Here is a 24,806-nt window from a genome sequence, read left to right on the forward strand (position 1 = left end):
GCAGAAAATGAAAATAAAATTAAGTTTAAAAAATCTGATACAATTTCATCAAAACAACGCTAATCTGTCAAAAACCTTTATCGTTTTTAGTGGGTTTTTGGCGTTGGCTTTTGGCGCGCCGTTTTTAAATCTCCTTTTTGCTTTAAAACCCGAAATGACCTCTTTTAGTTCGCACATTATTTCAAATGTAGCTCTGAATGATTTGGACATTTCTAAGCGTGTGAATTACTATTATTATGGCTTGTTTTCGGTTTTATTTTTTGGATCTCTGTTTTATTATTTATTGTACCAATGGGTTGGCAAAACCTATCAAGCAAGCAATGAGAACGAATCAGACAAAGTAATCAAAGCACTTTTATCAGCTTCTTTAATAGGAATCGCTGTGGTTATTATCAGCTTTTTTATAGTTAAGGTTGACATCTCGATTTATTTTTTAGTTATTTTAGGATTCGTGTTGGTTTTAAACCTTAAAAGAAATCACAAACTTCTTGATTTTGATTTAGCAATTTGGCCAGTATTAATAGCGCTTCCTATTGCTCAGTACTTATTTATTTTCTTCAAAAAGCATAATTTATTTCAAATAACCCCTGAAAAATTTGTTTTCAAAAAGATACCAATTCCTTTAGATCCTGCGCTTTTGACGTTTGTCTTGTTATTGCTTATTACCGCATTAACAGCTTATTTTTTTAGAAATCAGATTTTTAAAAATGTGACCGAGAGCAATTTTTATAGTATCAAAAATGCTTTTTTGATTTCTTTTATTCCGGTATTATTAGTGCCGATAGTTTTTTCGATACTAATCGAAATTACTAATATTTTCAACATCAGATTTGATATTGTATTCAATAATCCGTTTCTTTTGTTCACGTTGTTGTTTGTTTTAGCCGGAGTAGTTTCTTTCGTTTTATTCAAGAAAAATAGTCAGAAAACCGAAGTCAATGTCTCAAAAACTGACATGATAGGAAAATATTATTATCCTTTGTTGTTCTTGGGATTTATGATGATAATAACTCAGCCTTGGAGAATGGCAAGTTCGGGTAATGAGTTTTTTGAAACTGCCAATCACGGATTAGCTATTGATCATTTTTTTAGATATGGCAGCATTCCGATAGTTGAAAATTATGATGCTCATATGCTAAGTATCCAACTCTTTGCGTACCTATTTAGTTTCCTGAATGGGTATGAACCTTGGTCGCCATTTCTTTATGGTCCCTATTTTTATGTAATAGAAATTTTTGTAGTTTATTTTATTTTCAAAAGAGTTTTAGGTTCTTATTACGCCTTTCTAATTCTATTGTCTTTGCCAATTATTACTGTGGTTTCCAATGAGTTTATTGTATCCGGATTGTTAGCGTTGTTTATTTTAAAGATAGTAAACAATAAATCAACCAAACAGTACTATTATTTTTGGGCGATTGCTTTTTTCCTTTGTTTGTATAAATTAGATATTGGTTTTGCGGCTATTTTGTCCGGAATCGGAACTTTTTTAATAGTCGATTATTATCAAAACCGAACACTAAATTTAAAGAAGTTAGCGTCAACCGGAGCAGTTTCGGTTGCTTCGCTTATGGGTCTTTTTGTGTTATTGTGTTTGATAAAAGGCATAAATCCTATAGCTCGTTTAGGAGAATTTCTATTGGCTAGCATGTCAAACCAAAACTGGGCAGTTGTAAAAATGGGCGATATGGATCATATCGTTTTTAGATTGTCATATTATGTACTCCCGATAATTACCATGATTAGTTTGGGATATGTTTTTTTTAAATTAATCTTTAGCGAGAAAATGTTGCTAATGCTGAAAACTAATAAAAAACAAATGAATGTCTTAATCTTCTTTTTGTTTTTTAGTTTGTTCTTTATTTTTAATGCGCCACGAGGAATCGTTAGACATAATTTCGAATATGGCAATATTATCAGAATTACCAGTACTATTCCGTTAGTGTTTTTAATGCTGACACTTTTGTTGAGTAAGTCGAATAAGTTATTGAAATTTTTAAGTGTTTTTATTGTTTCTTATTTGTTAGTCAATGCCAATAACACAACTTTTAAAGACAAAAACAGTAGTTTCTTGAATCAAGAATTGGCTTCTTATTCTTTTCATGAAAAATTTTTAGAAGCCGAAAGATTTAACGGGACCAGAGTCAGACAATCCTCTGATCTTTCTGAAGTCAAAACGTTTAAAAATTTATTGGACGCAGTTTTAAAACCTAATGAAACCTATTTTGATTTTTCGTCTAAAAATTATTATCACGCTTTGGTTGGAAGAAAAAACCCATGCTATTTGAACCAAACGCCTTTGATGATTAACGGCGACAAAGGTCAGGATTTAACTATAGAGGAAATCAAAACTGCGCAAATTCCAATTGTTTTAATGCCGATTAAAAATGTCATTTGGTCCTCTATTGACGATGTATATGTTGATTATAAGTTCTATAGAATATCAGAGTATATTTACGCCAATTATACGCCTTTATATAAAATGGGCTCTTTTGACGTGTATGCCAGAAACGATAAAAAGAATCAGTATTCAAGTATTTTAACAGCAAAAGGATTTTTTAATAATAAAACCCAAATCGAAGATTTTAAGTTTTTATTAGCCGACAAAGTAACTAAAAGCAATTTGCAAATTACAACCGATCCTAAAGGTAAGGCAATAATCACAAGTACCGGAGCCAATGCTTTTTTCAGCGGTATGATCCAAAGCCTAAAATCAGACAATAAAATAAACGATGGTAACGGATTGCCAATTACTTTACGTTTTAACATTACTACAGTTGGTGCCGGAAGTATAAAAATTTATTATAATCAAGAGCCAGGGGAAAGCTATTCGGAAGAAAGAATTAAAGAATTTCCCATAACAGAGGCAGGCACTTCAGATTTGAGTTTAGATTTTCCTAAAATGCCTTCAGAATTAATGGTTGCGATTAATATGCCTACGATTACAATAAATAATTTTTCTGTTAGTTCCGGTTCGTCAGGCACTGTTTCTAATCCGGAAAAAAAGGATTATTACTTATTAAATCTTCCTAGAATTTGGGCAGAATATGATGGGCAAACCCTTTTTGATATGGTAAAGCCGCTTGAGGAAAATGTAAATGAAACGACGATTTCGATGAACAAATCGGAGCTTAAGAATACTAGAAAACCTTACTATGTTTACCTTGAAGCTAATGCTAATTTTGATTTTGGTGCCAAAATAGAGCTAATGGACGGAAGTGGAAGCCTAGCGTCCTTCTATTTCAATATAATAAAAGGCAAACATCGTTATGCCATAAGAGTTAGCAGTAACTATTATTGGTGGAGTACTCAAAATTCAAAAATTACGTTCACGGCTGATCAACCGATAGAAGTTTTAAAATACGCCATTCTTTCAGATGACGGAAAAGAAATTCAAAATTATAAGGCAGGTGCTATGACCTTGAGTAATGTTAATGATGAAAACTGGAAAGGTGGTGTTGGATTGAAATATAACCTACTTTTGCTAGACTTTTCTCCTAATAAAGAAAAGCTGTTGGTGCCGGGATCCAAAATAAAATTTGCTGACGGAACATTTGCGACTATTGTTGGGCATAATGTAGCCGGGAATTATATTCAGGTAAGTGTAAAAGAAGATGTCAAGAATTTTGTGAACAGCGGTAGCTATCCAAATCCCATTAGAATTGTAAAATAAAGATTTTTAGTTAACTTCAAATTCTGATAAATTTAATAACAGGGTAAATGAGTAAAGAGCCAAAAAAAATAATTTGTTTGACACCGGTCTACAATGATTGGGAAAGCTTCACGATTTTGGCTACCAAAATAGCGGAAGTTGATGCTAATAATGAAAATTATTCTGTTCGCATAGTGGTTGTTAATGATGGTTCTAATGAAGAATTTGATGAGGCTGCTTTTTTAATGAAGGTTCCAATTGAAATCATTACGTTAAAAAGCAATGTAGGACATCAAAGAGCCATCGCCATAGGATTACAGTATATAAACGATGTCAAAACAGATTTTGATTTTGTTGTTGTTTTAGACAGCGATGGCGAAGATCGGCCGGAAGATATAGTTACTTTAGTTTCAAAATGTGAAGAACAGAACAGCAAGAATATTATTTTTGCCCAAAGAAAAAAAAGACAGGAATCGCTTTTTTTTATGATTGGTTATTTTTTCTACAAGTACATATTCCATTTGCTTACGGGTCAAAAAATTAATTTTGGTAACTTTAGTTGTATTCCTAAAAAACTTTTGAAAAGAATTACAGTTCAAGATAATCTTTGGAACCATTATTCGGGAAGTATTATCCAATCAAGAACGTCTTATGATGGTGTTTTTTTAGACAGAGGCAAAAGATATGCAGGTGAATCAAAAATGAATTTCAACAGTTTGGTTATTCACGGCTTGAGTTCTATTTCGGTTTATTTTGACTCTTTGTCAGTACGCATTTTAAAACTGTCTATTTATGGTATAATGGTTTGTTTTTTGGCAGTATTGATAGTTTTGTATAAGAAATTTGTCACCGATACGGCTATACCTGGTTGGGCATCTAATTTAATCTTTATAATTTTCAGCATTATCCTGCAACTGTCTTCAGTTACATTAATTATATTGTTAATGCAATTGAGTTCCAGAAAAAACATAAAAAGTCCCTCAATAAACATTTACAAAGACTTTATTGAGGAAATCAAAGAAATTAAACCATAAAGAATGAAAGAAATTAACTGGACTAAATCGAATTATGCTTTAATAGCTATACTGATTTTTGCAGCAATATTAAGATTTTATCATTTAGATTATCAAAGTATTTGGCTAGATGAAATTCACACTATGCTTGAAGCTAATCCGAAGCAGTCAATGTCGGATGTCTATGTAGCCATTAGCACTGGTGAACAAATGCCACCGCTATATTTTTACAGCATTTATTTTCTCTTTAAAATCTTTGGTTATACCACAATAGTTGCTAGAGTTTTTTCGGCAGTTTTAGGGATAATTAGCATATTTACTATTTACCAGTTCGGGAAAGAGTTGTACTCAAAACAAGTTGGTTTAATTGCAGCTTTGCTTTTGTGTCTCAATCCGTTTCATTTGTTTTTTTCCCAGGAAGCCAGACCTTATATTATTTTACTGATTTTCACCATTTTGGCATTTACAGCTTTGGTAAAATTTGTAAAAAAACCAAATAGAAAAAACGCAATTTTTTATGGTCTTTTTGCTGGATTAATGCTTTCAAGTCATTTCTTTGGTTTGTTTGTAATTGTCTCACAGTATTTTGTTCTTTTAGTGTTTTTGATTTTATCAGATAAAGCTACAAGGGTATCGTTTTTTGTCAATTCCTTTATTTCTGGCATAGTTACTTTATTGCTTTTTATTCCGGCTATAAAAATTTTAATAAGAGTTACCGAAATAAAGGCATTTTGGATTCAACCGACTACGATAGAAACTATCAAGCAAATTTTTAAAGATTTTTGTGGCAACTCAGACTTTATTTTAACGCTTTCCATCTTGGCGCTGTTGTACTATCTTTTTATACAAGTTAAAGAACCAAAAACCAAGAAAACCTATTCTGATATTGTTTCCAACAAGCTGTTTTTGAGTTCGATAATATTGTTTTCATGGTTATTAATAGTGTTAGCCATACCAATTTTACGTTCCTATTTGACAGTTCCAATGATTGTAAGCCGCTATTTTATAGTTATTTTACCGGCTTTGATTGTTTTAATTTCGATTTCGATTTACAGAATCAAAAGCAACCTGATTGCCACATTAGTTGTACTTCTTTTTTCAGTTGGATTGTTATATCAAACCATTATAAATAATAATTATTACACATCGATTTCAAAGACACAGTTCCGAGAGATTACCCAGTTTATAATTAATAACAATACCTCTAATGATCCGGTTGTTACAACGTTGGGTTGGCATTTTTCCCATTTTTTGGCCAATGACAAAGTAATGATGACATTAAAAGGAAAACCATTGCAAGACTATGTAGTTGAAATGGAACAGGATTCAACAAAAGTGCAATCCTTTTGGTATGTTGATGCTCATGGCAACCCATATAAAGTAAAGGAGCAAGAACAGAAATTTTTAGACCAAAAATTCATAGTAGAAAAAAGTAAAGATTTATTTGATTGCTGGACTAGACATTATGTGGTTAAAAACAAACAAAATTTTCCGGAAAGCAGTATTGTTTTAACCAATCTTACTGATCAAAATTGGATTGGTGGCGTAGGTACCAATTACAATATGTTATTATTGGATTTTTCTGCAGAAAATGAGGAAAAGATTAAAAGAGCTTCCAAAGTAAAATTCAAAGACGGAAGAATCGCTAATGTTGTTGGTTATGCAAAAGCCGGAGCTTATATTCAGATACAAATAGCCGGAAGTACAAAAGTTTATTCTGAGGTAGCTTCTTATCCAAACATAATTGAAATCATCAATAGATAATGAGTAAGCAGTATGATAAAATCATAATCGGAGCCGGATTGTACGGTCTGTATTCTGCATTAGTTTGTGGCGAAAAAGGCGAAAAAGTATTGGTTTTAGAATACGACAAGCAACCTTTTATGAGAGCAACATATATTAATCAGGCTCGAATTCATATGGGATATCATTATCCTAGATCTTATACGACCGCAACGAAATCAGCCAATTATTACAATCAATTCCTAGAAGATTACGGCTATTGTATCAATGAAAGTTTTGATAAAATATACGCTATTTCTAAAAATTTTTCATGGACCAATAGCAAGCAGTTTGAAAAGTTTTGCAATGATTCTAAAATACCTTGTAAACCAATAAATACCGCCGAGTTTTTCAACCCAAATGTATGTGAAGGAGCTTATCTGTCTAGAGAATGTACTTATGATGCTAAAATTCTGATGACAGGAATTCTAAAGAAAATGGCAATCTTAGAAAATGTGGATATTGTTTATAATTCCAGAATTAAAGAAATAAAAAAAGAGGAAATAAATTATTTAATCACATTACAAAACGAAGAAACGCTGTCAACACCTTATCTGCTAAACTCGAGCTATGCTTCAGTAAATCAAATTATATCACTGTTAGATTTTGAAAAAATAAAGATCAAATATGAACTTTGTGAAGTAATTCTTTGCAAGGTTAGTGACAATTTTAAAAACATTGGAATAACGGTAATGGACGGCCCTTTTTTTTCATTAATGCCATTTGGAAAAACAGGACTTCACACACTGACTTCGGTTTCCCATACACCGCATGCAACCAGTAATAATGATTTACCGACTTTTGAATGCCAAACCAGAAGCAACGGAACTTGTTCTCCAAATCAGTTAGGGAATTGCAATGCTTGTGTAGCAAAACCGGAAACTTCTTGGCAATACATGAAGTCATTGGCCAAAAAATATTTAAAAGAAGAAATCGAGTTAGAATATGTAGAGTCATTATTTTCCATAAAACCAATATTAAAAGAATCAGAAATTGATGATTCCAGGCCAACTATAATAAAAAAACACTCCAGTAAACCTACCTTTGTTTCTGTCTTATCTGGAAAAATTAATACGGTATACGATTTAAATGATATTTTAAACGATGATTAACAAAGAAAAAAAAGTAGTTTCGGCCGTTCTTTATCTTTATAACAATGAGAATGTTATCGTTCCGTTTGTTAAAAAAATAGCCGATGCTTTAGAAGCACTATTTGAAAAGATTGAAATTGTAATTGTAAATGATGCCTCTACAGACAGTTCGGTTGAATTAATAAAAAAAAATTCAGAGCTAAAGAATTACACTATTTCCATTGTCCAGATGAGCTTCCATCAAGGCATTGAAGTGTCAATGACAGCAGGTGTAGACTTGTCATTAGGAGATTTTATATATGAATTTGACGATTTGCTAATTGATTACGACATCTCATTAATTGAAAAATCTTACCGTCAGCTTATTGAAGGAAACGATATCGTTACGGTTTCACCTTTAAAATCAAATTCTTTGATGTCAACACTTTTTTATAAAGTGTATAATTATTTCTCCTTAAGCCGTTATAAAATTCAGTCTGACCGATTCAGAGTTTTGTCACGAAGATCAATCAACAGAGCTTATTCTATCAGCAAATCAATTCCATACAGAAAAGCGCTTTATGCCAACAGTGGATTAAAAATCAGTTCGATTGATTATGTGCCAAATCAAAACAGAGAAAAAAGCACCAATCTTTTTAGGAATAAAATGGCCATAAACACACTGATTATTTACACTAATTTGGCTTTCAGAATTTCGATTGCTATAACAATGTTGTTGTTCTTATTCACGTTGGGAACCGTTTTTTACACACTCATGATTTATTTCAGTAATCAAAAACCAATTGAAGGTTGGACAACATTGATGATTTTGATTTCGGGAAGTTTTTCGGGATTGTTTTTCTTATTGGCCATTATCATAAAATACCTGTCATTGTTGGTTGAATTAGTTTATTCCAAAAAAGTCTATCTTTATGAGTCAATAGAAACAATTTAGACACAAAAAAGTTGAATATTGTTATATTATGTATAAATTTGGCAAAAAAATTAAAATACATTTTTATGAAAATACGTCTTATTTTATGTGCATTTGCTATTCTTACTATAATTTCTTGCAAAGATAATAAGGTAGCTGAAGAAACAAAAACTGCAGAAACTGCTGTTGAAAAGAAAAATAGTTTTAGCTTAACTAATTTAACAGATGAAAATTGGCAAAAAGGAGTTGGAATTAAATATAAAATGTTTTTAACTGATTATTCTAAAGAGAAAGAAGAGTTAATCAAAAACGGTAAGACTTTAGAATTAGCTGACGGACAATTAGTGCCTTATTTAGGGTATGAAGTTGCCGGCACTTACATTCAGATTTTTTTAAATGAAGATGCCATCAAATACAGCGCAGCTGCAGAATTCCCTAATGAGATTACGGTTAAGTAACCCAAAACAATAAAAATTAATTACCACAAATGAAAGCTGTCTTTTATTTGTGGTTTTTTTTTCCTTTTAATGCTGAAATTTTTAAAAACATATATTTCAAATCATAAACCACTCAGCAACCTAATCACTTATGGTTTTGGGCAAGGGTTTAATTTGATAACACCATTGTTGGTCATTCCTTACATCGTTTCTATTTGCGGCGAAGAAGGTTATGGGAAAATTGGGGTAGGAATGGCATTGGCCTTTTTTATCATGGTTTTTGTTGATTATGGTTCTGAAATTGTCGGTGTAAAAGAAGTGGCCATTAATCGGGAAAACCAGCCGGAATTGGAGCGAATTTTTGTCGTAACTTATTTAACCAAATTAATATTGTTGATAGCAATGTTGGTTTTGGTTTCAATTATTTTCTACTTTTTTCCTTATTTCAATCAAGAAAAAACACTTTTCTTTTTCAGCTTGTCTATGGTCGTTGGGCAGTACATCAACCCAACTTGGTTTTTGCAAGGCATAGAGAATTTTAAATGGATAACCATTCTCAATATTCTGTCAAAAGTAATCTACCTAATTGGTGTTTTTCTCTTTATCAACAAAGCAGAAGATTATGTTTACAGCAATCTCCTTTGGGGAATCGGAATGATTATTGCCTATGGAATTACTTGGTTTTACATTGTTTTTCATCATTCTTTTTCTTTCTCAAATGTAAAAAAGACCGAAGTAATCCAAATGATTAAAGAGAATTTTTCCATCTTTTCTTCACAGATTTTTGTGTCACTCCAAATGTATTCTCCAATAGTGTTAATCAGTTTTTTTGGTGGAAATGTGATGGCAGGACAATACAAAATCATCGACCAAATCATCGTCATTTTTAAAACCTATATTTTACTTTTCTTTAATTTTGTTTATCCGAGAGTGTGTTATTTATTAGAAAAAAGTACCGAAGAAGCGCTTCGTTTCTGGAAACTTTACAATGGTTTGAACTTGCTTTTTATTGTTGTATCAATGATAGGCATCATGTTTTTTTCAGTTGAAATTGTTTCCTATTTTAATCCGAAAGAAATAACATCTATCAGCAATCTACTAAAGATTGCCACCATTATTCCGATACTACAAAGTATTACGATTCCCATGAAACAATTGGTTTTAGGTTCCAATAAGCAAAGTGAATATGTTAAATTTACCATGATTATTACGATAATAAGTTTGATTATTATTGTGTTAATTACGCCAATTTACCATGTTTTAGGAGTGCTTATTGCCTTAATCGCCACTGAAATTATTACCTCATTCATTTTTTTCAAAACGATTAAAAACAGCTTATTTCTTCGCACAAGTTAAAAACTATTGTATTTTTGAGGCGTTTAGTAAAATTGCGCTTAGATGATTAAAAGATTTTTTCAAAAAATGCTTTCAAAATCAGGGAAAAGTTATCAGATTGATGACAGAATCCCGACCAAACTGATTTATTCGGTACTTTATAATCGAATGGTTATGTTGGTTAGAGGGTTTTTGAAAACAGGAAAAAAAGTATTCATCGGTAGCAATACAAGAATTCTCAATTCCCGAAACATTACTTTTGGTAAAAACGTTACCATCGGAAGCCACTGTGAAATAGACGGTTTTGCGTCAGAGAAAATTATCTTAGGCGATTGTGTCAAAATTGGATGCTATTCCAAATTACTTTCAACCAGCCATTTTTCAAAATTCGGTAAAGGATTGACTATGGGAAACAATTCGGCCATAGGTGATTTTACGCATTTTGGTGCGCCGGGTGGCATTGAAATAGGAAATGATGTAATCATGGGTTCCTATATTTCTTTTCATTCGGAAAACCACAATTTTACCGATATTTCAAAACTAATCAGAGAACAAGGCGTAACCTCTAAAGGCATTAAATTGGGCAATAATATTTGGGTTGGTGCTAAAGTTACTTTCTTAGATGGTTGTTCTGTCGGAAACAATTCCGTTGTTGCCGCCGGAGCAGTTGTAAACGGAATCTATCCGGATAATGTTGTTATTGGCGGAATTCCGGCCAAAGTAATCAAAACGTTAGCCTAATGAAAATAATCATTCCTAATAATTGGTTTCATCAATTCCTGTTTATACTTTGTATTGCGGTACCTTATTTAGATAATTTTGAGTCAACGATATCAGTATGGAGCTTAGCTTTTATACTTACAATTCAGAGAAAATATTCGGTTTCTCTATTTAAATTAATCATTCCTTACGCTCTAATTTTACTCATTGCGATTGTAGTTTCGTTTAATTACGACTACCAAAAATACTTGATGATTAGAGACATAACCTATCTGTGTAAACCGATGATCGGATTCTTTTTAGGATACCAGTTGTGTGGTCGGAATTTTCAAACTGCTTTCAGATTAATAGTTAAAACAGGTTTTTTTATTGCTATTTGTCACATACTAATTATCCTAAATGCCATTTTTATCCATGGAGTAAGAACAGTGTCAGAACTAAGATTTTATTCGGGCTATTTTAGTGACTATGAAATTTATACGTTTATCATTTTATTATTTCACAAAGAGTTTCAGCTTGATTATTCTAAAAAGACATTAAGGATACTTACAATAATTGTTGGTTTTTCTGCCTTTATGTATTTGGCTCGAACCAATTTTATCCAATTCGTTATACTTTTTATAGCTGTTAAAGGCTATTTGGTAATCAATAAAAAAGCATTAATCATTATAGGTAGTATTATCATTACCTCTGTGGTTGGCTACTCTGTAATAGTTTCAACCAATCCAAGACGAGGCGCAGATGGACTTGAAGGATTTTTGTATAAATTAAAAGTGGCACCAATGGAGCCGTTTAAAACTAAAATCAATAGAGAAGACTATAGGGATTTCAATGACAATTATCGTTCCTATGAAAACATTTTAACCATACGTCAAGTGACCAGAGATGGAGTAACACCCACAATATTTGGGAAAGGAATTGGTTCCCAAATCGATTTGAAGCAACATGTTTGGCTGGGCGACATGCATCTTAGATTCATATCTATACTTCACAACGGATTTATGATTGTCTTTCTGAAATCAGGGTTACTTGGTATTTTTATTTATTTGTTTACCATAATATTTTTCTTCCGGAAACTCAAAACAGAGAAACCAATTGTCAATAATATTAACCTTCTTTTTATAGGAACAGGTGTTTTCCTCTTAGTATCTAATTGGGTATTTTTAGGATTTTATAATTTAACAGAAACCAAATCGATACTTATAGGATTCTTAATTGCCTATAGAGAGAAAATAAATAATCAATGAAAAGCATCCTTTTTATACACCAATCGGCCGAACTTTACGGTTCCGACAAAACGATTTTAATGTTTATCTCAAGTTTGGATAAAAAAAAATACAAATCAGTAGTTATACTTCCTTTTGACGGACCATTAAAAAGAGAGTTCGAAAAGAATGGTATTGAAGTAGTTATTGCTCCGGTTTTAAAGCTTTACCGAAAAATGTTTACCCCAAAAGGCATTTTAAATTTCTTCAAAGAATACCGCGACGGACTAAAAACTCTAAATGCACTTCATAAAGAATACAATTTCAGCATTGTATATTCACATACTTTGGCCGCTTTGATAGGCATTTTTTTTGCCCAAAAAAACAAAATTAAACACCTTTGGCATGTTCAGGAAATTATAGCCAAACCGGTAATTTTTAACAAAGGATTCGTGAAATTATTATCGTTGGACTGTAATCATGTAGCGGCTTATGATTCGAAAACCACGATGGATTTTTGGATAAAAGACAATGAAAAATTAGCTAAAAAATCCCATTTTGTCTGGAATGGTTTAGATGTTGCCCAAAAGCAAAACACTAGCCAAGAAGAGATTGCAGCCATTAGGAAAGAATATTTCAAAGTTGCTGATAATGAGCTTGTCATAGCACTAGTCGGGAGAATCAACAGCTGGAAAGGACAACAATTACTGTTGGAAGCATTTCACAAAATTGCCGGCAACTATCAAAATGTCAAACTGGTTTTTATCGGTTCAGCACCACCAAACCAAGACGTTTTTGAAATAGATTTAAAGCAAAAAATAACCGATTTCGCCCTTACTGAAAGAGTCGTGATTATTCCTTTTCAGGAAGAGATTTGGAAATTTTGGGATTCAATCGATATTGCAGTCGTACCGTCAACTGAACCGGAACCTTTTGGAATGGTGGCTATTGAAGCAATGCTTTCAAAAAAACCGGTAATTGCTGCCAATCATGGTGGTTTAACGGAAATAGTATTGCCTAATGTAACAGGCATATTATTCGAGCCAAAAAACGCCTCTTCGTTGGCTTCTGCTTTAGAAAGCATTATAGTAGATGGTGAAAAGAGAAAACTTTTTGGCGAAAATGGTTATACCAGAACCGTTAATCATTTTTCTTTGCAAAAACACGTTGAAAAATTCGAGGACATTTTTGAAAAAATTTAAATTTCCGGTATTTAAATCCCTATTTTTGCACCTTTAAAAAAAAAAATTTTCTGCATGAAAATAGCCATACTAGGAACTCGTGGTGTGCCCAATTATTACGGAGGTTTTGAACAATTTGCCGAATTTTTTTCGGTATATCTGGTTGAACAAGGTCACGAAGTGTATTGCTATAATTCACACGACCATCCTTTTCAGGAAAAATATTTTCATGGTGTAAATATCATTCACCAATACGATCCCGAACACAAAATGGGAACTTTTGGACAATTTATTTATGATTACAATTGCATCATGGATTCTCGAAAAAGAGATTTTGATATCATTTTGCAATTGGGTTATACCAGCAACTCTATTTGGTATTTTCTTTTGCCCAAAAAATCAATTATCATCACCAATATGGATGGGTTAGAGTGGAAAAGAACCAAGTATTCCAAACCGGTTCAGCAATTCCTGAGATTTGCCGAAAGATTAGCTGCCAACAGCAGCGATTTTTTAGTTTCGGATTCGTTGGGAATTCAAACGTTCTTGCTACAGAAATACAAAAAAGAGTCAACTTATATTGCTTACGGAGCTTACCCTTTTGCCAATCCCGATGAAGCCATTCTCAAAGAATATGACGTCGAAAAAGAACAATACAATATGATAATGGCGCGCTTCGAACCTGAAAACAACCTTGATATGGTGTTGGAAGGCGTTGCGATGAATGAAGATAAAACGCCTATCCTTGTTATTGGAAAACACCAAACCAAATATGGTGACTATTTGAAAAACAAATTCAAAGCCCATCAAAATATTCGTTTCATCGGTGGTCTGTACAATTTGGAACATTTAAATAACCTTCGCTACTTTTCAAATTTATATTTCCACGGACATTCGGTTGGCGGTACCAATCCGTCATTGTTAGAGGCAATGGCCTCAAAAGCATTGGTAATTGCTCACCATAACGACTTTAATAAAGGTATTTTAAAAGAGAATAGTCATTATTTTTCCAATGCCAAAGAGGTAAAAAATATTCTGAATACTATCAAAAAAAATGATAACTTGCAATTAGTTCAAAACAATTTTGACGCTATCGTCAATGAATTTAATTGGGAAAAAATAAATGGGGAATACTTACAACTCTTTGAAGAATGTTTTTCAAAATCTGATAAAAGAAAGCAAAGAAAATAGGTCTTTTATTCCTGTACTTTTAGTCTTAGTTACCGTTCCGCTGAGTTACGCAATGAATAACATTGCTTTAGGATTGTTTTTTGCAGTAGCCGTAATTAACTTCCGAAAAGCTAATTTTTTCTTTCAAAGCCATTTGATTTTACCAATATTACTCTATGCTTTAATGGCTGCATCCTATTTTTGGTCCATCGATAAAGAGAACACTTTGTCAGCCTTATCAAAGGAAGTTTCGTTACTGATTATCCCATTAGGCTTTTTGTTTATCAAAGATTTTTCTAAAGATGAAAAAAAGAAAATCATCTCTTATTACAGCTATTTTATTGCCATTTTGGTGGTTTATTATCTGATAAGAGCAGTTATTCGCTATTTCGTTTTACAAGATTTTAGAGTATTTTTCTATCATGGAACCAACGAAGATAATTTTGGATTAGTACCTAAATTGCTTAATGCGATTCATGTTTCTGTATTTGTAGCCGTAGCCTTTTTCTATTTTTTTACCAAGGAAATAAAATCGAGAATGGATATATTTTTATCGGTATTGCTTTTTGGTTTTGTACTGTTGCTTTCTTCAAAAAATATTATTTTGGTATTTATTTTATTGGTCATACTTCATCTTTTCTTTTTTTCAAAAGCATCACACAAACTGCGCTTGCGAAACTTAATCGTCTTCGGTCTAATCATCGGCTTAATTTTTTCGTTTGGCAGAATAAAAACCAGATTCCAACAAGAATTTCAAACCAATACCAATAAAAGTCTAAGTGCTAATGTCATTGAAGGAGTTCCGATCGGAGTCCATTATGTAAGTTTGAAAGAAGCATGGTCAAATGAGACTTTCACACCAAATGATTACTTTCCGGGAACAGCTTTTAGAGTATACCAATTTAGAATTTTTACAGAATTGTTATGTGAAGAAAATGTATTTTTAACCGGTTTTGGACTAAATGCTTCTTATCCTAAAATTGAAGAAAAGGCAAAGCATTACAATCTTTTCATGGGTAATGACGAAACAGAAGGCTATCAAGCCAAAAATTTTCACAACCAGTATATTCAAAATTTCGCCGAATTAGGTATTTTAGGTTTTGTATTATTGTTGTTAATGTTTGTTATTAACGTTAAAATAGCATACAAATCGAAAGATTTTGTCCATTTTGCTTTCGCAATTCTAATGATAAGTTTATTTTTGACGGAATCATTTTTATGGAGACAAAGAGGCGTAGTGTATTTTACGATAATGTATTGTCTTTTTAATTCCGGAATTACAATAAATAATTCCAAAGCAGCATAAAATTATATGAAAAGAATATTAATTACCGGAGCGGCAGGTTTTTTAGGTTCCCATCTTTGTGATAGGTTTATAGCAGAAGGCTATTTTGTAATTGGAATGGATAATTTAATTACAGGAGATTTGAAAAACATTGAGCATTTATTTAAAGATAGAAACTTTGAGTTTTATCATCATGATGTGACTAAGTTTGTTCATGTACCGGGAAAAATCGACTATATCCTTCATTTTGCCTCACCCGCAAGCCCTATAGATTATCTGAAAATTCCAATTCAAACATTGAAGGTAGGCTCGCTTGGAACTCACAATCTCTTAGGTTTGGCCAGAGTTAAGAAAGCCAGAATTCTTATTGCTTCCACTTCGGAAGTATACGGCGATCCATTGGTTCATCCTCAAACAGAAGAATATTATGGAAACGTTAATACCATCGGCCCAAGAGGCGTTTATGATGAAGCGAAGCGTTTTCAAGAATCGATAACTATGGCTTACCATACTTTTCACGGTGTAGAAACCAGAATCGTTAGAATTTTTAATACTTATGGTCCAAGAATGCGACTCAATGACGGTCGTGTAATTCCCGCTTTTATCGGACAAGCTTTGAGAGGTGAAGATTTAACGATTTTTGGAGACGGAAGCCAAACTCGTTCGTTTTGTTATGTAACAGACCAAGTAGAAGGTATTTTCAGATTACTCCATTCAGATTATGTGTATCCGGTTAATATTGGAAATCCTGATGAAATCACCATTAAAGATTTTGCAGACGAAATCATAAAACTAACAGGAACCAATCAAAAAGTAGTGTATCATCCACTCCCGATAAATGATCCTTTACAGCGCCAACCTGATACAACCAAAGCCAAAGAAATTTTGGGATGGGAAGCTAAAGTAAAGAGAGACGAAGGAATGAAATTAACTTACGATTATTTCAAATCCCTTTCGAACGAAGAACTTTTAAAAGAAGAGCACAAAGATTTTAAAGGATATATCCATTAGTATTTTATGGTTGCACAGCAAACAGGAAGATATTCAAAATACATAAGACCGATAAGCATTTTATTCGATCTGATTGTAGTAACAACATTGAGTTTGTATTTCTTTAGTGAATTGAAACTTAACGAGTTTTACTATTTGCTATATCAAACATTTACCTGGTTTCTGATTGCTGTAATTGTAAAATACTATGAAGTGTTTAGGTTTACCACGCCGGTTGAGATTATTACCAAACTGGTCAAGCAATTCAGTCTCTTTTTACTCGTAGTTATCGCCTTTTTTCCTTTTGCCAAAACGGCAATTTTTAGTGGTAGTGCGATTGTAATTTTTATCACCTTGAGCTTTGTGATCATACTGACGTTCAAATATTTTTTGTTTTTTTACCTAAAAAAGTACCGAATTGTAACGGGAAGTAACTTCAGAAATGCCGTAATCATTGGCTACACGCCGGAAGCCATTCGTTTAAAAGAAGTATTCGAAAACAGAAAAGACTATGGCTATCGATTTTATGGTTATTTTTCAGATAAGAAACAAAATCCTGAAATTATAGGTAAAATAGAAGACCTGAAAAAATACACCATTGAAAATAAAATAGACGAAATCTATTGCTCCTTAAATGAAATTTCTAACGAAAAACTAAAAGAGTTAGTGGAGTTTGCAGACGATAATAAAAAGGCGATAAAGTTTATTCCCGATTCAAAAGAGATATTCTCCAAAAATCTAAAAGTCGATTATTACGAATTATTCCCTGTTCTTTCCTTACAAAAAACACAATTACATAATCCCCTTATTAAGGGTTTCAAACGCGCTTTTGATATAGCATTTTCATTATGCGTGATTGTTTTCATATTGTCATGGCTGATTCCTGTACTGGCTATTTTAATAAAATTAGAATCAAAAGGGCCGGTGTTTTTTAAACAAGGAAGACCGGGATTAGATGAAGAAGAATTTTTTTGTTACAAATTCCGTTCGATGCAAGTCAATGGATTTACCGAAAAAGAAGCCTCTAAAAATGACCCTAGAGTTACCCGAATGGGTAAACTGATGAGAAAGACCAGTATGGACGAATTGCCCCAGTTTTTCAATGTGTTATTAGGTGATATGTCCGTTGTTGGACCAAGACCACACTTATGGTCTCAAAATAAAGCCTACGCCAGTAAAATCAAGAAATACATGGTTCGACACTATGTAAAACCCGGAATTACCGGATTGGCACAAGTCAAAGGATTCAGAGGTGAAATCGAAACCGAAGAAGATATGGTTAATCGTATCAAACTTGATGTTTTTTACATAGAAAATTGGTCAATCATCATGGACTTGAAAATCATTTTTCAAACGGTAATTAACATCTTTAAAGGAGAAGAGAAAGCATATTAAAAAACCTTTTTCGCTACCAAATCTTTAATTTGGTTGTCTAAATGAAAAGCAGTTTTGGCGGTATGGAAAATTTTTAGTTTCATTTCATCCAAATCGGATTTACTCATCTTTGAAATGGCAACCAGTTTTTGGTTCAAATCTTGAAAATCTTCCACTTTTGCAACCCAACCTATATTGTGCTCTTCGACTATTGTTTCTCCTTCGCCACCGCCAAAATAAAGGATAGGAAATCCCAAAGAACCATATTCAAAAATTTTAGAAGGAACTGATCCGTAAATCCTGGTTTTCAAAGGAACAATGGCAATGTCAAAAGTTTTTAAAGTTTCATGCAACTCTTTTCGTTCCATCATACCGTGGAAGAATATTTTTTGTTCTTTTTTACTCGAAATAAGCACTTCTATTTGGTTTTTCTCTGCACCATCGCCAAACAGATGCAGTTCAACATTTAAGTCCTTTAAATTGATTTTTTCACATAGTTCTAAAACGCCTTGGGCTACGCCTAACAATCCGGCATAAAAAATTTTAATCGGTTGATTTTCGACGGTTTTCAATTCCATTTCAGACACTTGATGGTCAGGATAATTTCGATATAAAAAGCATTCTTTTTCAGGAGTAATGGTTTTTACATGCGTAATAATTTCATTGGATTGTCCCAAAATTAAAGAGGCTTTTTTATAAATAAATCGCTCAAAAAATAATGAAAGCTTATGCGAAAAGGAACCTGCTTTTAAAGCCTCTAATTCGATTGCAGCCAAGGGCCACAAATCGGATACATTTAGAATTATTTTTTTGTTTTTAAGCGAAAGCACCAAAACCGAAATAAAGGAAAGCAATAACGGCGGTGATTGAACGATTACTTTTTTAGGTGTTTTTTTGAACAGTAAATAAAAGAACAAACTCAATGAAAAAGACAATATGGAAACAATTCTAACCAAAATGTTTTTGCTGACACTGGGATAAATCCAAAGTCGCTTCACGGTAATATTATCTCGATTTTCGGTTACAGAAAATTTACCTTTATACTCCGGACACAATTCGCCTTTGGGATAATTTCCTAACGGACAAACTACAGCAACTTTATAATTATTTTGATGTAATTTCAAAGCCAATTGCTCAATTCTGTTCGCAGCGGCACCTTTTTCGGGCGGATAATAATTGGATATGATTAGAATTTCTTTCATGGAAGAACAATATTAAACTTTGCGCTTGTGCGAGAGATTATTTGGTTAGCAAAACAGCAACAATTCGATCTGAGGCGCATCCGTCCCAAAGTTCAGGAATTCCTCTTTTTGACAAACCATTTTTTAGAAATTTTGCAAATTCTAAAGTTAAATTTTCAATAGAAGTTCCAACTAAATTATTCGTTCCAATTTTTATAGTTTCAGGTCTTTCAGTAGTTGTTCGCATCGTAAAACATGGGATTCCTAAAACCGTAGTTTCTTCAGAAATTCCGCCCGAATCCGTAATCACAGCAAAACTGTTTTTAATCAGAAACATGAAATTCAAATAGCCTTGAGGTTCTACCAAAAGAATATTCTTTAGGATCAGTTTGGTTTCTCCCAAAATAGCTTTGGTTCGCGGATGAATCGGAAAAACTATTTTCTTGTCGCCAACCATTTTATCAATGCCTTGCAGCAACGCAATCAACGATTTTTCTTCGTCAACATTCGAAGGCCGATGTAAAGTCAGAATGACGTAATTATTCTTGACTAAACCAAATTCATCCCAAAATTGCGGTGGCGAAATTCTAGTGAGGTTTTGATATAAAGTGTCGATCATCACATTGCCGACAAAGTGAATGTGCGTTGCATTGGCACCATATTTTATAAGATTTTCTGAGGCGGTTGTTGAAGTTGTGAAGAAATAATCGGTAATACTATCGGTTACAATTCGGTTGATTTCTTCGGGCATAGTCATATCTCCGGAACGAATTCCGGCTTCGACATGTGCCACTTTTACATTGAGTTTTTTGGCAACAATTGCGCAAGCCATAGTCGAGTTGACATCGCCTACGACCAAAACCAAATCGCTCGGATTTTGGATTAATTCTTTTTCAAAAGCCGTCATAATGGCAGCAGTTTGTTCCGCTTGAGTCCCACTTTTGACTTCCAAATTGGCATCCGGTTGCGGAATATTCAGCTCTTCAAAAAAGGTTTCACTGAGATTTTTATCATAGTGTTGACCGGTATGAACCAACCGATAAGAAATGTTTGTTCCTTTGGATTGTTTTTTTTCAATCGCTTTGATGATGGGAGCGATTTTGATAAAATTGGGTCTGGCGCCTGCAATTATGGTGATTTTCATAAATTATTTTACTGTCGAAATAAACTGCTTCAATTTGCCGCTTTTGCTTCTTTCTAATGTTGATTTTCGGGTGAATTTGAACGTTAAACCACTTTCCAAATAGGTGGCAATGGCTTTTTCAATATTTTTTATTTGTATTGATGTCAATTCGATTTTACTGACGTATTCAATATCAAAAGTATCGATTTTCGTTTGTTTAATGACAAATTCTTTTACATTTCCATCGTCTTCAATAATGCTTTTGGTTACATAATAAAAAGTCAATCCCGGAGATTTTTTACCGCTTGGCAAAATGGCAATATCATTAGTTCTTCCGATTAATTTTTTAAGAATTGGTTTTTTGAACGTGCTTTTTTCGTCTAAAATCCCAACATCACCAATATCATATCGGATGAAAGGATGTGCTTTGTTGTATAAAGACGTAATTACTATTCGGCCTTCTTTTCCATTAGGTAAAACAGCATTATCATCGTCTAAAATCTCTACGAATAAAGTTTCAGAATTGACTTGCCATTCGCCGTCAGGATTTTGAAAAGCTATCAAATCCAATTCGGAAGCGCCGTATTCATTGACTACCGGAACACCAAATTGTTTTTCGAGTAGTTTTTTATCATCATCGAATAACATTTCCGAAGTAACAACACAACATTTCAAAGTTGGACAAACGGTTTTTAAAAGGATGTTTTTTTGTTGCAAAAATTTGGCAAACAATACTATCGAACTAGTGTAGCCATTGATATAATCGAAACGTTTTTGTTTGAATTTTTCCAGTACGGTTTCCAAAACTTTATCTGATAAATCAAAAATAGGAAAGCGATAACGATGGCTTAAAAAATCTTTGAAACGTTCTTTGGTGTTGCCTATAAAATCTAACGGAATTCCATAAAAACGAGCTTGTAAAGACGAATTGAAATCTATCCCAAACCATCCAAATCGGTCAAAAATATTGACCCAGGTTAAAGCGTGAGAGAATTTATCTTTAGCAAAAATGAATGGATCACCACTGGAACCGGATGTTTTATTGACATAGACATTTTTGAGATTATAACCCTCAGAAAGTCTTTGTGATAATGGTTTTTGAAAATCTTTTTTGGTCATTATCGGAAGTTTATTCCAATTATCTGACATTCTATCCCCAATTAATTCTTTGTAGGAAGTATTGTGTTTAAGATGAAAAGCTACAATTTCTTTTCTTTTTTCAGTTAAATAGCTTTCATAGTTTGCTTCGTTTAAGGATTGAATTTTTTCAAATTCAGCTTGGGCATCCTTCATCGGATAGCCATTGAGTTGAAGCGATAAGTTGAAGATGTTGAGCATAAAGTAAAAAAAAAGGGCTAACAAATGTCAGCCCTTAAAAATACTATTTTATTAGTATTAATTTTTTATAATCTTAATAGTTTCTGATTTGCTTGCTGAATTAATTTCAAAGAAATAAACACCAGCGGCATAATTTGAAATGTCAAGAGTGTTTTCAACACCATTGAATTCTCTTGTAACCATTACTTTTCCTGATAAATCGGTAACTTTTAAAGTGTATGAATCTAAACCTTCCGTTTGTAAATTTACAAATGAAGTAGCTGGATTTGGATATACTCTAAACTTACTGGTATTAAAATCATTGTTAGATAACGTTCCGGAAAATTTAAATACACCACCTGTAAAAGGATCTTCATTAAATCCTGCACACCATCCTGTAGAACCATCTAAGAAAGTAACAGTACCTCTTTGTTCTCCTGAATCAATTGGAATCCATGTAGTACCATTATCACTACTATAGGCAGAACCAGATGGCGTTCCAGCTGATGTAGCAACTAAAGTTGTAGTTCCAGGAACATAAGTCAAAACTCTATAAGCTCCGGTAAATGGAGTTCCTGCATCCCAAGTGGCACCACCGTCAGTGGTTTTATAAAATGTGTAAGTTGTCCCGGCAGTTTTTAACAAACAACCATTAGTAAGAGAACTCATGGTTAATCTTGCACTTTGTGCTGTTCCGGCAAAATCAGTCACCGGTGCTTGAGAAACAGTCCAATTAAGTCCCATGTTAGAAGATTTTAAAATTCTTCCTTTGCTGGTTACCAACCAAATAGTATTACCAATTGCAGCGTTTCCGCCATTGTATCCATATTCAATTGATGCGCCTGAACCTAGAGGATTTGGGATATTTGCTCCCGGTACTAAAGTCCATGTTTCACCACCATCTGAAGTTGTATAGATTTCAAATTCGCCACCAACTGGATCTCCGAAAGAAACACCATTATTAGCATCAAAAAAATGAACCCCATTGATAAATGAACTTGCAGCATTAAAAGCGCCGGCATTTTGTTGTTCCCAACTAACACCACCATCTGTAGTTTTGTAAATAACACCATTATTTCCTACAGTTGGAGTCAGTGCACTTACCCAAGCAGTAGTAGCACTAATTGGAGCGATATTGTTAATGGATAAAGCTGGGTCACCAACATTAATAGTTCCAGGAGTCCATGTATTTCCTCCATCGGTAGTCATCGTAAACTCTTGAATTACATTTTCTGCGTCTAATCCATCATAAGCTAATGCCCAGACTGTACTAGAATTTACAATATGAATTTCTGAAAGACCTCTGCTTAGAAAGTCAAAACCGGTTGCTTGTGCGTTCCATGATTGAGCATTCGAACTAAATCCTAAAATAAGTAGAGAAAAAGAAAGTAAAATTTTTTTCATTTGAGTATAGTTTTTTTATTTCGCAACTAAATTAATCAAAATTGAGGAACAAAAAAAGAATACTTGTATTTTTGCATACTTTTAACACAACACACAACATTAAAAATGACAATTTTACTACTTGGTTCCGGAGGTCGAGAACACGCCTTATCCTATAAATTACTTCAAAGTCCACAGTGCGAAAAACTCTTTGTTGCACCAGGAAACGCTGGCACGGCTGTAATTGCTACCAATGTTTTTTTTAGCCCAACAGATTTTGAGAGCATCAAAGCGTTTGTAATTAAAGAAAAGATTGACATGGTGGTTGTTGGACCAGAAGATCCTTTGGTTCTTGGCATTTATGATTTTTTTAAAAACGACAACGACATAAATCATGTTCCGGTAATTGGACCGTCAAAAATTGGCGCACAATTAGAAGGAAGTAAAGAGTTTGCCAAAGAATTCTTAATCAAACATAAAATTCCAACAGCGGCTTATGACAGTTTTACTTCAGAAACAGTTGAAAAAGGATGCAGGTTTTTAGAAACACTACAACCACCATATGTTTTAAAAGCAGATGGATTGGCTGCCGGAAAAGGCGTTTTAATTCTCAATGATTTAGAAGAAGCTAAAACCGAATTGCGAAATATGTTGGTTCATGCCAAATTTGGAACCGCCAGTTCAAAAGTGGTTATAGAAGAATTTTTAGACGGTATCGAATTGAGTTGCTTTGTTTTGACTGATGGTAAAAATCACAAAATGTTACCAACGGCCAAAGATTACAAAAGAATAGGCGAAGGTGACACCGGATTAAATACCGGCGGAATGGGTGCTGTTTCACCAGTGCCTTTTGCGGATAAAATTTTATTGGAAAAAATAGAAACCAGAGTTGTAAAACCAACTGTTGAAGGTTTGCAAAAAGACGGAATCGAATACAAAGGTTTTGTGTTCATCGGATTAATCATTGTCAAAGGTGAACCAATGGTAATCGAATACAACGTAAGAATGGGCGATCCGGAAACCGAAGTCGTAATGCCAAGAATCCAATCAGATTTAGTGGAATTATTTCAGGCGGTTGCGAATCAAAAACTAGATGACGTTACTTTAGAAATCGACCCAAGAAGCGCGACCACAATTATGGTAGTTTCTGGCGGATATCCAGAAGATTACGGAAAAGGTTTTGAAATTACCGGAATTGAAAATGTAGAAGATTCATTAGTTTTTCACGCCGGAACTAAAATCGAAAACGGCAAAATAGTAACCAACGGTGGAAGAGTGTTGGCAGTCACTTCTTTTGGAGACAACTTTCAAGAGGCCATAAAAAAATCTTACCAAAATATAGACAAGCTACATTTTGATAAGATGTATTTTAGAAAAGATATCGGTTTCGATCTAGCTTAAGAAAGAATGAGCCGTAGTGTCTTGGTTTTCTTCGTTGTTGTCTTGATGCTTCTTCAATTCTTTACACCAGTAAACGATGTATTTGCAACAAACAATGATTAAAACCCAACTAATGATATTGGCTAACCACCAATTGCTTAATTCTAATGCGCGCAACCAATCTAGTGGTTTGAATAAAAAGTCTACGAATAAAGTTTGAATGCCTTCAAAAAATGCTTTCATTTTATAAAATGTTATATTTACAGCACAAATGTAT

At 33.3% G+C, this 24,806-nt stretch carries 20 protein-coding genes; 15 read left to right on the top strand and 5 right to left on the bottom strand.

The window, feature by feature from the left end:
* Window positions 1–7: 7 nt before the first annotated feature.
* The 14 genes from C8C84_RS03485 to C8C84_RS03550 all read left to right on the top strand — a co-directional run bounded on the left by C8C84_RS03485 (window position 8) and on the right by C8C84_RS03550 (window position 18,166).
* Window positions 8–3,670, top strand: coding sequence for a hypothetical protein (locus C8C84_RS03485; RefSeq protein WP_121312207.1), 3,663 nt, complete (start codon window positions 8–10; stop codon window positions 3,668–3,670).
* A gap of 47 nt (window positions 3,671–3,717) precedes the next feature.
* Window positions 3,718–4,683, top strand: a complete 966-nt coding sequence (locus tag C8C84_RS03490) for a glycosyltransferase (protein ID WP_121312208.1) — start codon at window positions 3,718–3,720, stop codon at window positions 4,681–4,683.
* A 3-nt stretch (window positions 4,684–4,686) separates the two neighbouring features.
* Entirely contained in the window at window positions 4,687–6,426 is a 1,740-nt protein-coding gene (locus C8C84_RS03495; protein WP_121312209.1) for a glycosyltransferase family 39 protein, read from the top strand.
* Complete coding sequence (locus tag C8C84_RS03500; RefSeq protein ID WP_121312210.1) at window positions 6,426–7,556, top strand: FAD-dependent oxidoreductase; 1,131 nt, start codon at window positions 6,426–6,428, stop codon at window positions 7,554–7,556. The genes C8C84_RS03495 and C8C84_RS03500 overlap by 1 nt, the downstream gene beginning before the upstream one ends.
* On the top strand, window positions 7,549–8,469 hold the full coding sequence (locus C8C84_RS03505; RefSeq protein ID WP_121312211.1) for a glycosyltransferase: 921 nt from the start codon (window positions 7,549–7,551) through the stop codon (window positions 8,467–8,469). The genes C8C84_RS03500 and C8C84_RS03505 overlap by 8 nt, the downstream gene beginning before the upstream one ends.
* A 65-nt stretch (window positions 8,470–8,534) precedes the next feature.
* Window positions 8,535–8,906: a hypothetical protein gene (locus tag C8C84_RS03510; RefSeq protein WP_121312212.1), complete on the top strand. Its 372-nt coding sequence runs from the start codon at window positions 8,535–8,537 to the stop codon at window positions 8,904–8,906.
* 69 nt (window positions 8,907–8,975) lie between these two features.
* Window positions 8,976–10,241, top strand: coding sequence for an oligosaccharide flippase family protein (locus C8C84_RS03515; protein WP_121312213.1), 1,266 nt, complete (start codon window positions 8,976–8,978; stop codon window positions 10,239–10,241).
* 42 nt (window positions 10,242–10,283) lie between these two features.
* A complete protein-coding gene (locus C8C84_RS03520; protein WP_121312214.1) occupies window positions 10,284–10,961 on the top strand; it encodes an acyltransferase in 678 nt (225 codons plus the stop codon).
* A complete protein-coding gene (locus tag C8C84_RS03525; protein ID WP_121312215.1) occupies window positions 10,961–12,187 on the top strand; it encodes a hypothetical protein in 1,227 nt (408 codons plus the stop codon). The genes C8C84_RS03520 and C8C84_RS03525 overlap by 1 nt, the downstream gene beginning before the upstream one ends.
* Window positions 12,184–13,347, top strand: a complete 1,164-nt coding sequence (locus C8C84_RS03530) for a glycosyltransferase family 4 protein (RefSeq protein WP_121312216.1) — start codon at window positions 12,184–12,186, stop codon at window positions 13,345–13,347. The genes C8C84_RS03525 and C8C84_RS03530 overlap by 4 nt, the downstream gene beginning before the upstream one ends.
* A gap of 54 nt (window positions 13,348–13,401) precedes the next feature.
* On the top strand, window positions 13,402–14,517 hold the full coding sequence (locus C8C84_RS03535) for a DUF1972 domain-containing protein (RefSeq protein WP_121312217.1): 1,116 nt from the start codon (window positions 13,402–13,404) through the stop codon (window positions 14,515–14,517).
* Window positions 14,450–15,802 (top strand): O-antigen ligase, encoded by a 1,353-nt coding sequence (locus tag C8C84_RS03540; protein WP_121312218.1) that lies wholly within the window; start codon window positions 14,450–14,452, stop codon window positions 15,800–15,802. The genes C8C84_RS03535 and C8C84_RS03540 overlap by 68 nt, the downstream gene beginning before the upstream one ends.
* A gap of 6 nt (window positions 15,803–15,808) precedes the next feature.
* Window positions 15,809–16,792, top strand: a complete 984-nt coding sequence (locus C8C84_RS03545) for a UDP-glucuronic acid decarboxylase family protein (protein ID WP_121312219.1) — start codon at window positions 15,809–15,811, stop codon at window positions 16,790–16,792.
* A 6-nt stretch (window positions 16,793–16,798) separates the two neighbouring features.
* The gene (locus C8C84_RS03550) at window positions 16,799–18,166 is read left to right on the top strand and encodes an undecaprenyl-phosphate glucose phosphotransferase (protein ID WP_121312220.1); all 1,368 of its coding nucleotides are present in this window, start codon (window positions 16,799–16,801) and stop codon (window positions 18,164–18,166) included.
* On the opposite strand, the gene C8C84_RS03555 is transcribed toward C8C84_RS03550, so the two are convergent.
* From C8C84_RS03555 to C8C84_RS03570, 4 genes are read right to left on the bottom strand one after another with little or no spacing between them, the layout of a single operon-like run.
* Window positions 18,163–19,347 carry a glycosyltransferase family 4 protein gene (locus C8C84_RS03555; protein WP_121312221.1) on the bottom strand — a complete coding sequence of 395 codons (1,185 nt, stop codon included), beginning with the start codon at window positions 19,345–19,347 and terminating at the stop codon, window positions 18,163–18,165. The genes C8C84_RS03550 and C8C84_RS03555 overlap by 4 nt on opposite strands.
* A gap of 37 nt (window positions 19,348–19,384) precedes the next feature.
* Window positions 19,385–20,470, bottom strand: coding sequence for a non-hydrolyzing UDP-N-acetylglucosamine 2-epimerase (gene wecB / locus C8C84_RS03560; RefSeq protein ID WP_121312222.1), 1,086 nt, complete (start codon window positions 20,468–20,470; stop codon window positions 19,385–19,387).
* A 3-nt stretch (window positions 20,471–20,473) separates the two neighbouring features.
* Complete coding sequence (locus C8C84_RS03565; RefSeq protein WP_121312223.1) at window positions 20,474–21,787, bottom strand: phenylacetate--CoA ligase family protein; 1,314 nt, start codon at window positions 21,785–21,787, stop codon at window positions 20,474–20,476.
* A gap of 57 nt (window positions 21,788–21,844) precedes the next feature.
* Window positions 21,845–23,170, bottom strand: coding sequence for a T9SS type A sorting domain-containing protein (locus C8C84_RS03570; protein ID WP_121312224.1), 1,326 nt, complete (start codon window positions 23,168–23,170; stop codon window positions 21,845–21,847).
* A 105-nt stretch (window positions 23,171–23,275) separates the two neighbouring features.
* Here C8C84_RS03570 and purD point away from each other — a divergent pair, with 105 nt between their 5' ends.
* Complete coding sequence (purD, locus tag C8C84_RS03575; protein ID WP_121312225.1) at window positions 23,276–24,550, top strand: phosphoribosylamine--glycine ligase; 1,275 nt, start codon at window positions 23,276–23,278, stop codon at window positions 24,548–24,550.
* On the opposite strand, the gene C8C84_RS03580 is transcribed toward purD, so the two are convergent.
* On the bottom strand, window positions 24,542–24,772 hold the full coding sequence (locus C8C84_RS03580; RefSeq protein WP_121312226.1) for a uracil phosphoribosyltransferase: 231 nt from the start codon (window positions 24,770–24,772) through the stop codon (window positions 24,542–24,544). The genes purD and C8C84_RS03580 overlap by 9 nt on opposite strands.
* Between the last annotated feature and the right edge of the window lie 34 nt (window positions 24,773–24,806).

The sequence above is a fragment of the Flavobacterium sp. 102 genome (assembly GCF_003634615.1).
GTDB lineage: Bacteria > Bacteroidota > Bacteroidia > Flavobacteriales > Flavobacteriaceae > Flavobacterium.

Coding starts and splice junctions, on each gene's coding strand:
- C8C84_RS03570 (WP_121312224.1), bottom strand. CDS start 23,170: ATGAAAAAAATTTTACTTTCTTTTTCTCTACTTATTTTAGGATTTAGT.
- C8C84_RS03485 (WP_121312207.1), top strand. CDS start 8: ATGAAAATAAAATTAAGTTTAAAAAATCTGATACAATTTCATCAAAAC.
- C8C84_RS03535 (WP_121312217.1), top strand. CDS start 13,402: ATGAAAATAGCCATACTAGGAACTCGTGGTGTGCCCAATTATTACGGA.
- C8C84_RS03505 (WP_121312211.1), top strand. CDS start 7,549: ATGATTAACAAAGAAAAAAAAGTAGTTTCGGCCGTTCTTTATCTTTAT.
- C8C84_RS03565 (WP_121312223.1), bottom strand. CDS start 21,787: ATGCTCAACATCTTCAACTTATCGCTTCAACTCAATGGCTATCCGATG.
- purD (WP_121312225.1), top strand. CDS start 23,276: ATGACAATTTTACTACTTGGTTCCGGAGGTCGAGAACACGCCTTATCC.
- wecB (WP_121312222.1), bottom strand. CDS start 20,470: ATGAAAATCACCATAATTGCAGGCGCCAGACCCAATTTTATCAAAATC.
- C8C84_RS03500 (WP_121312210.1), top strand. CDS start 6,426: ATGAGTAAGCAGTATGATAAAATCATAATCGGAGCCGGATTGTACGGT.
- C8C84_RS03555 (WP_121312221.1), bottom strand. CDS start 19,347: ATGAAAGAAATTCTAATCATATCCAATTATTATCCGCCCGAAAAAGGT.
- C8C84_RS03515 (WP_121312213.1), top strand. CDS start 8,976: ATGCTGAAATTTTTAAAAACATATATTTCAAATCATAAACCACTCAGC.
- C8C84_RS03550 (WP_121312220.1), top strand. CDS start 16,799: ATGGTTGCACAGCAAACAGGAAGATATTCAAAATACATAAGACCGATA.
- C8C84_RS03510 (WP_121312212.1), top strand. CDS start 8,535: ATGAAAATACGTCTTATTTTATGTGCATTTGCTATTCTTACTATAATT.
- C8C84_RS03545 (WP_121312219.1), top strand. CDS start 15,809: ATGAAAAGAATATTAATTACCGGAGCGGCAGGTTTTTTAGGTTCCCAT.
- C8C84_RS03530 (WP_121312216.1), top strand. CDS start 12,184: ATGAAAAGCATCCTTTTTATACACCAATCGGCCGAACTTTACGGTTCC.
- C8C84_RS03520 (WP_121312214.1), top strand. CDS start 10,284: ATGATTAAAAGATTTTTTCAAAAAATGCTTTCAAAATCAGGGAAAAGT.
- C8C84_RS03540 (WP_121312218.1), top strand. CDS start 14,450: ATGGGGAATACTTACAACTCTTTGAAGAATGTTTTTCAAAATCTGATA.
- C8C84_RS03580 (WP_121312226.1), bottom strand. CDS start 24,772: ATGAAAGCATTTTTTGAAGGCATTCAAACTTTATTCGTAGACTTTTTA.
- C8C84_RS03525 (WP_121312215.1), top strand. CDS start 10,961: ATGAAAATAATCATTCCTAATAATTGGTTTCATCAATTCCTGTTTATA.
- C8C84_RS03495 (WP_121312209.1), top strand. CDS start 4,687: ATGAAAGAAATTAACTGGACTAAATCGAATTATGCTTTAATAGCTATA.
- C8C84_RS03490 (WP_121312208.1), top strand. CDS start 3,718: ATGAGTAAAGAGCCAAAAAAAATAATTTGTTTGACACCGGTCTACAAT.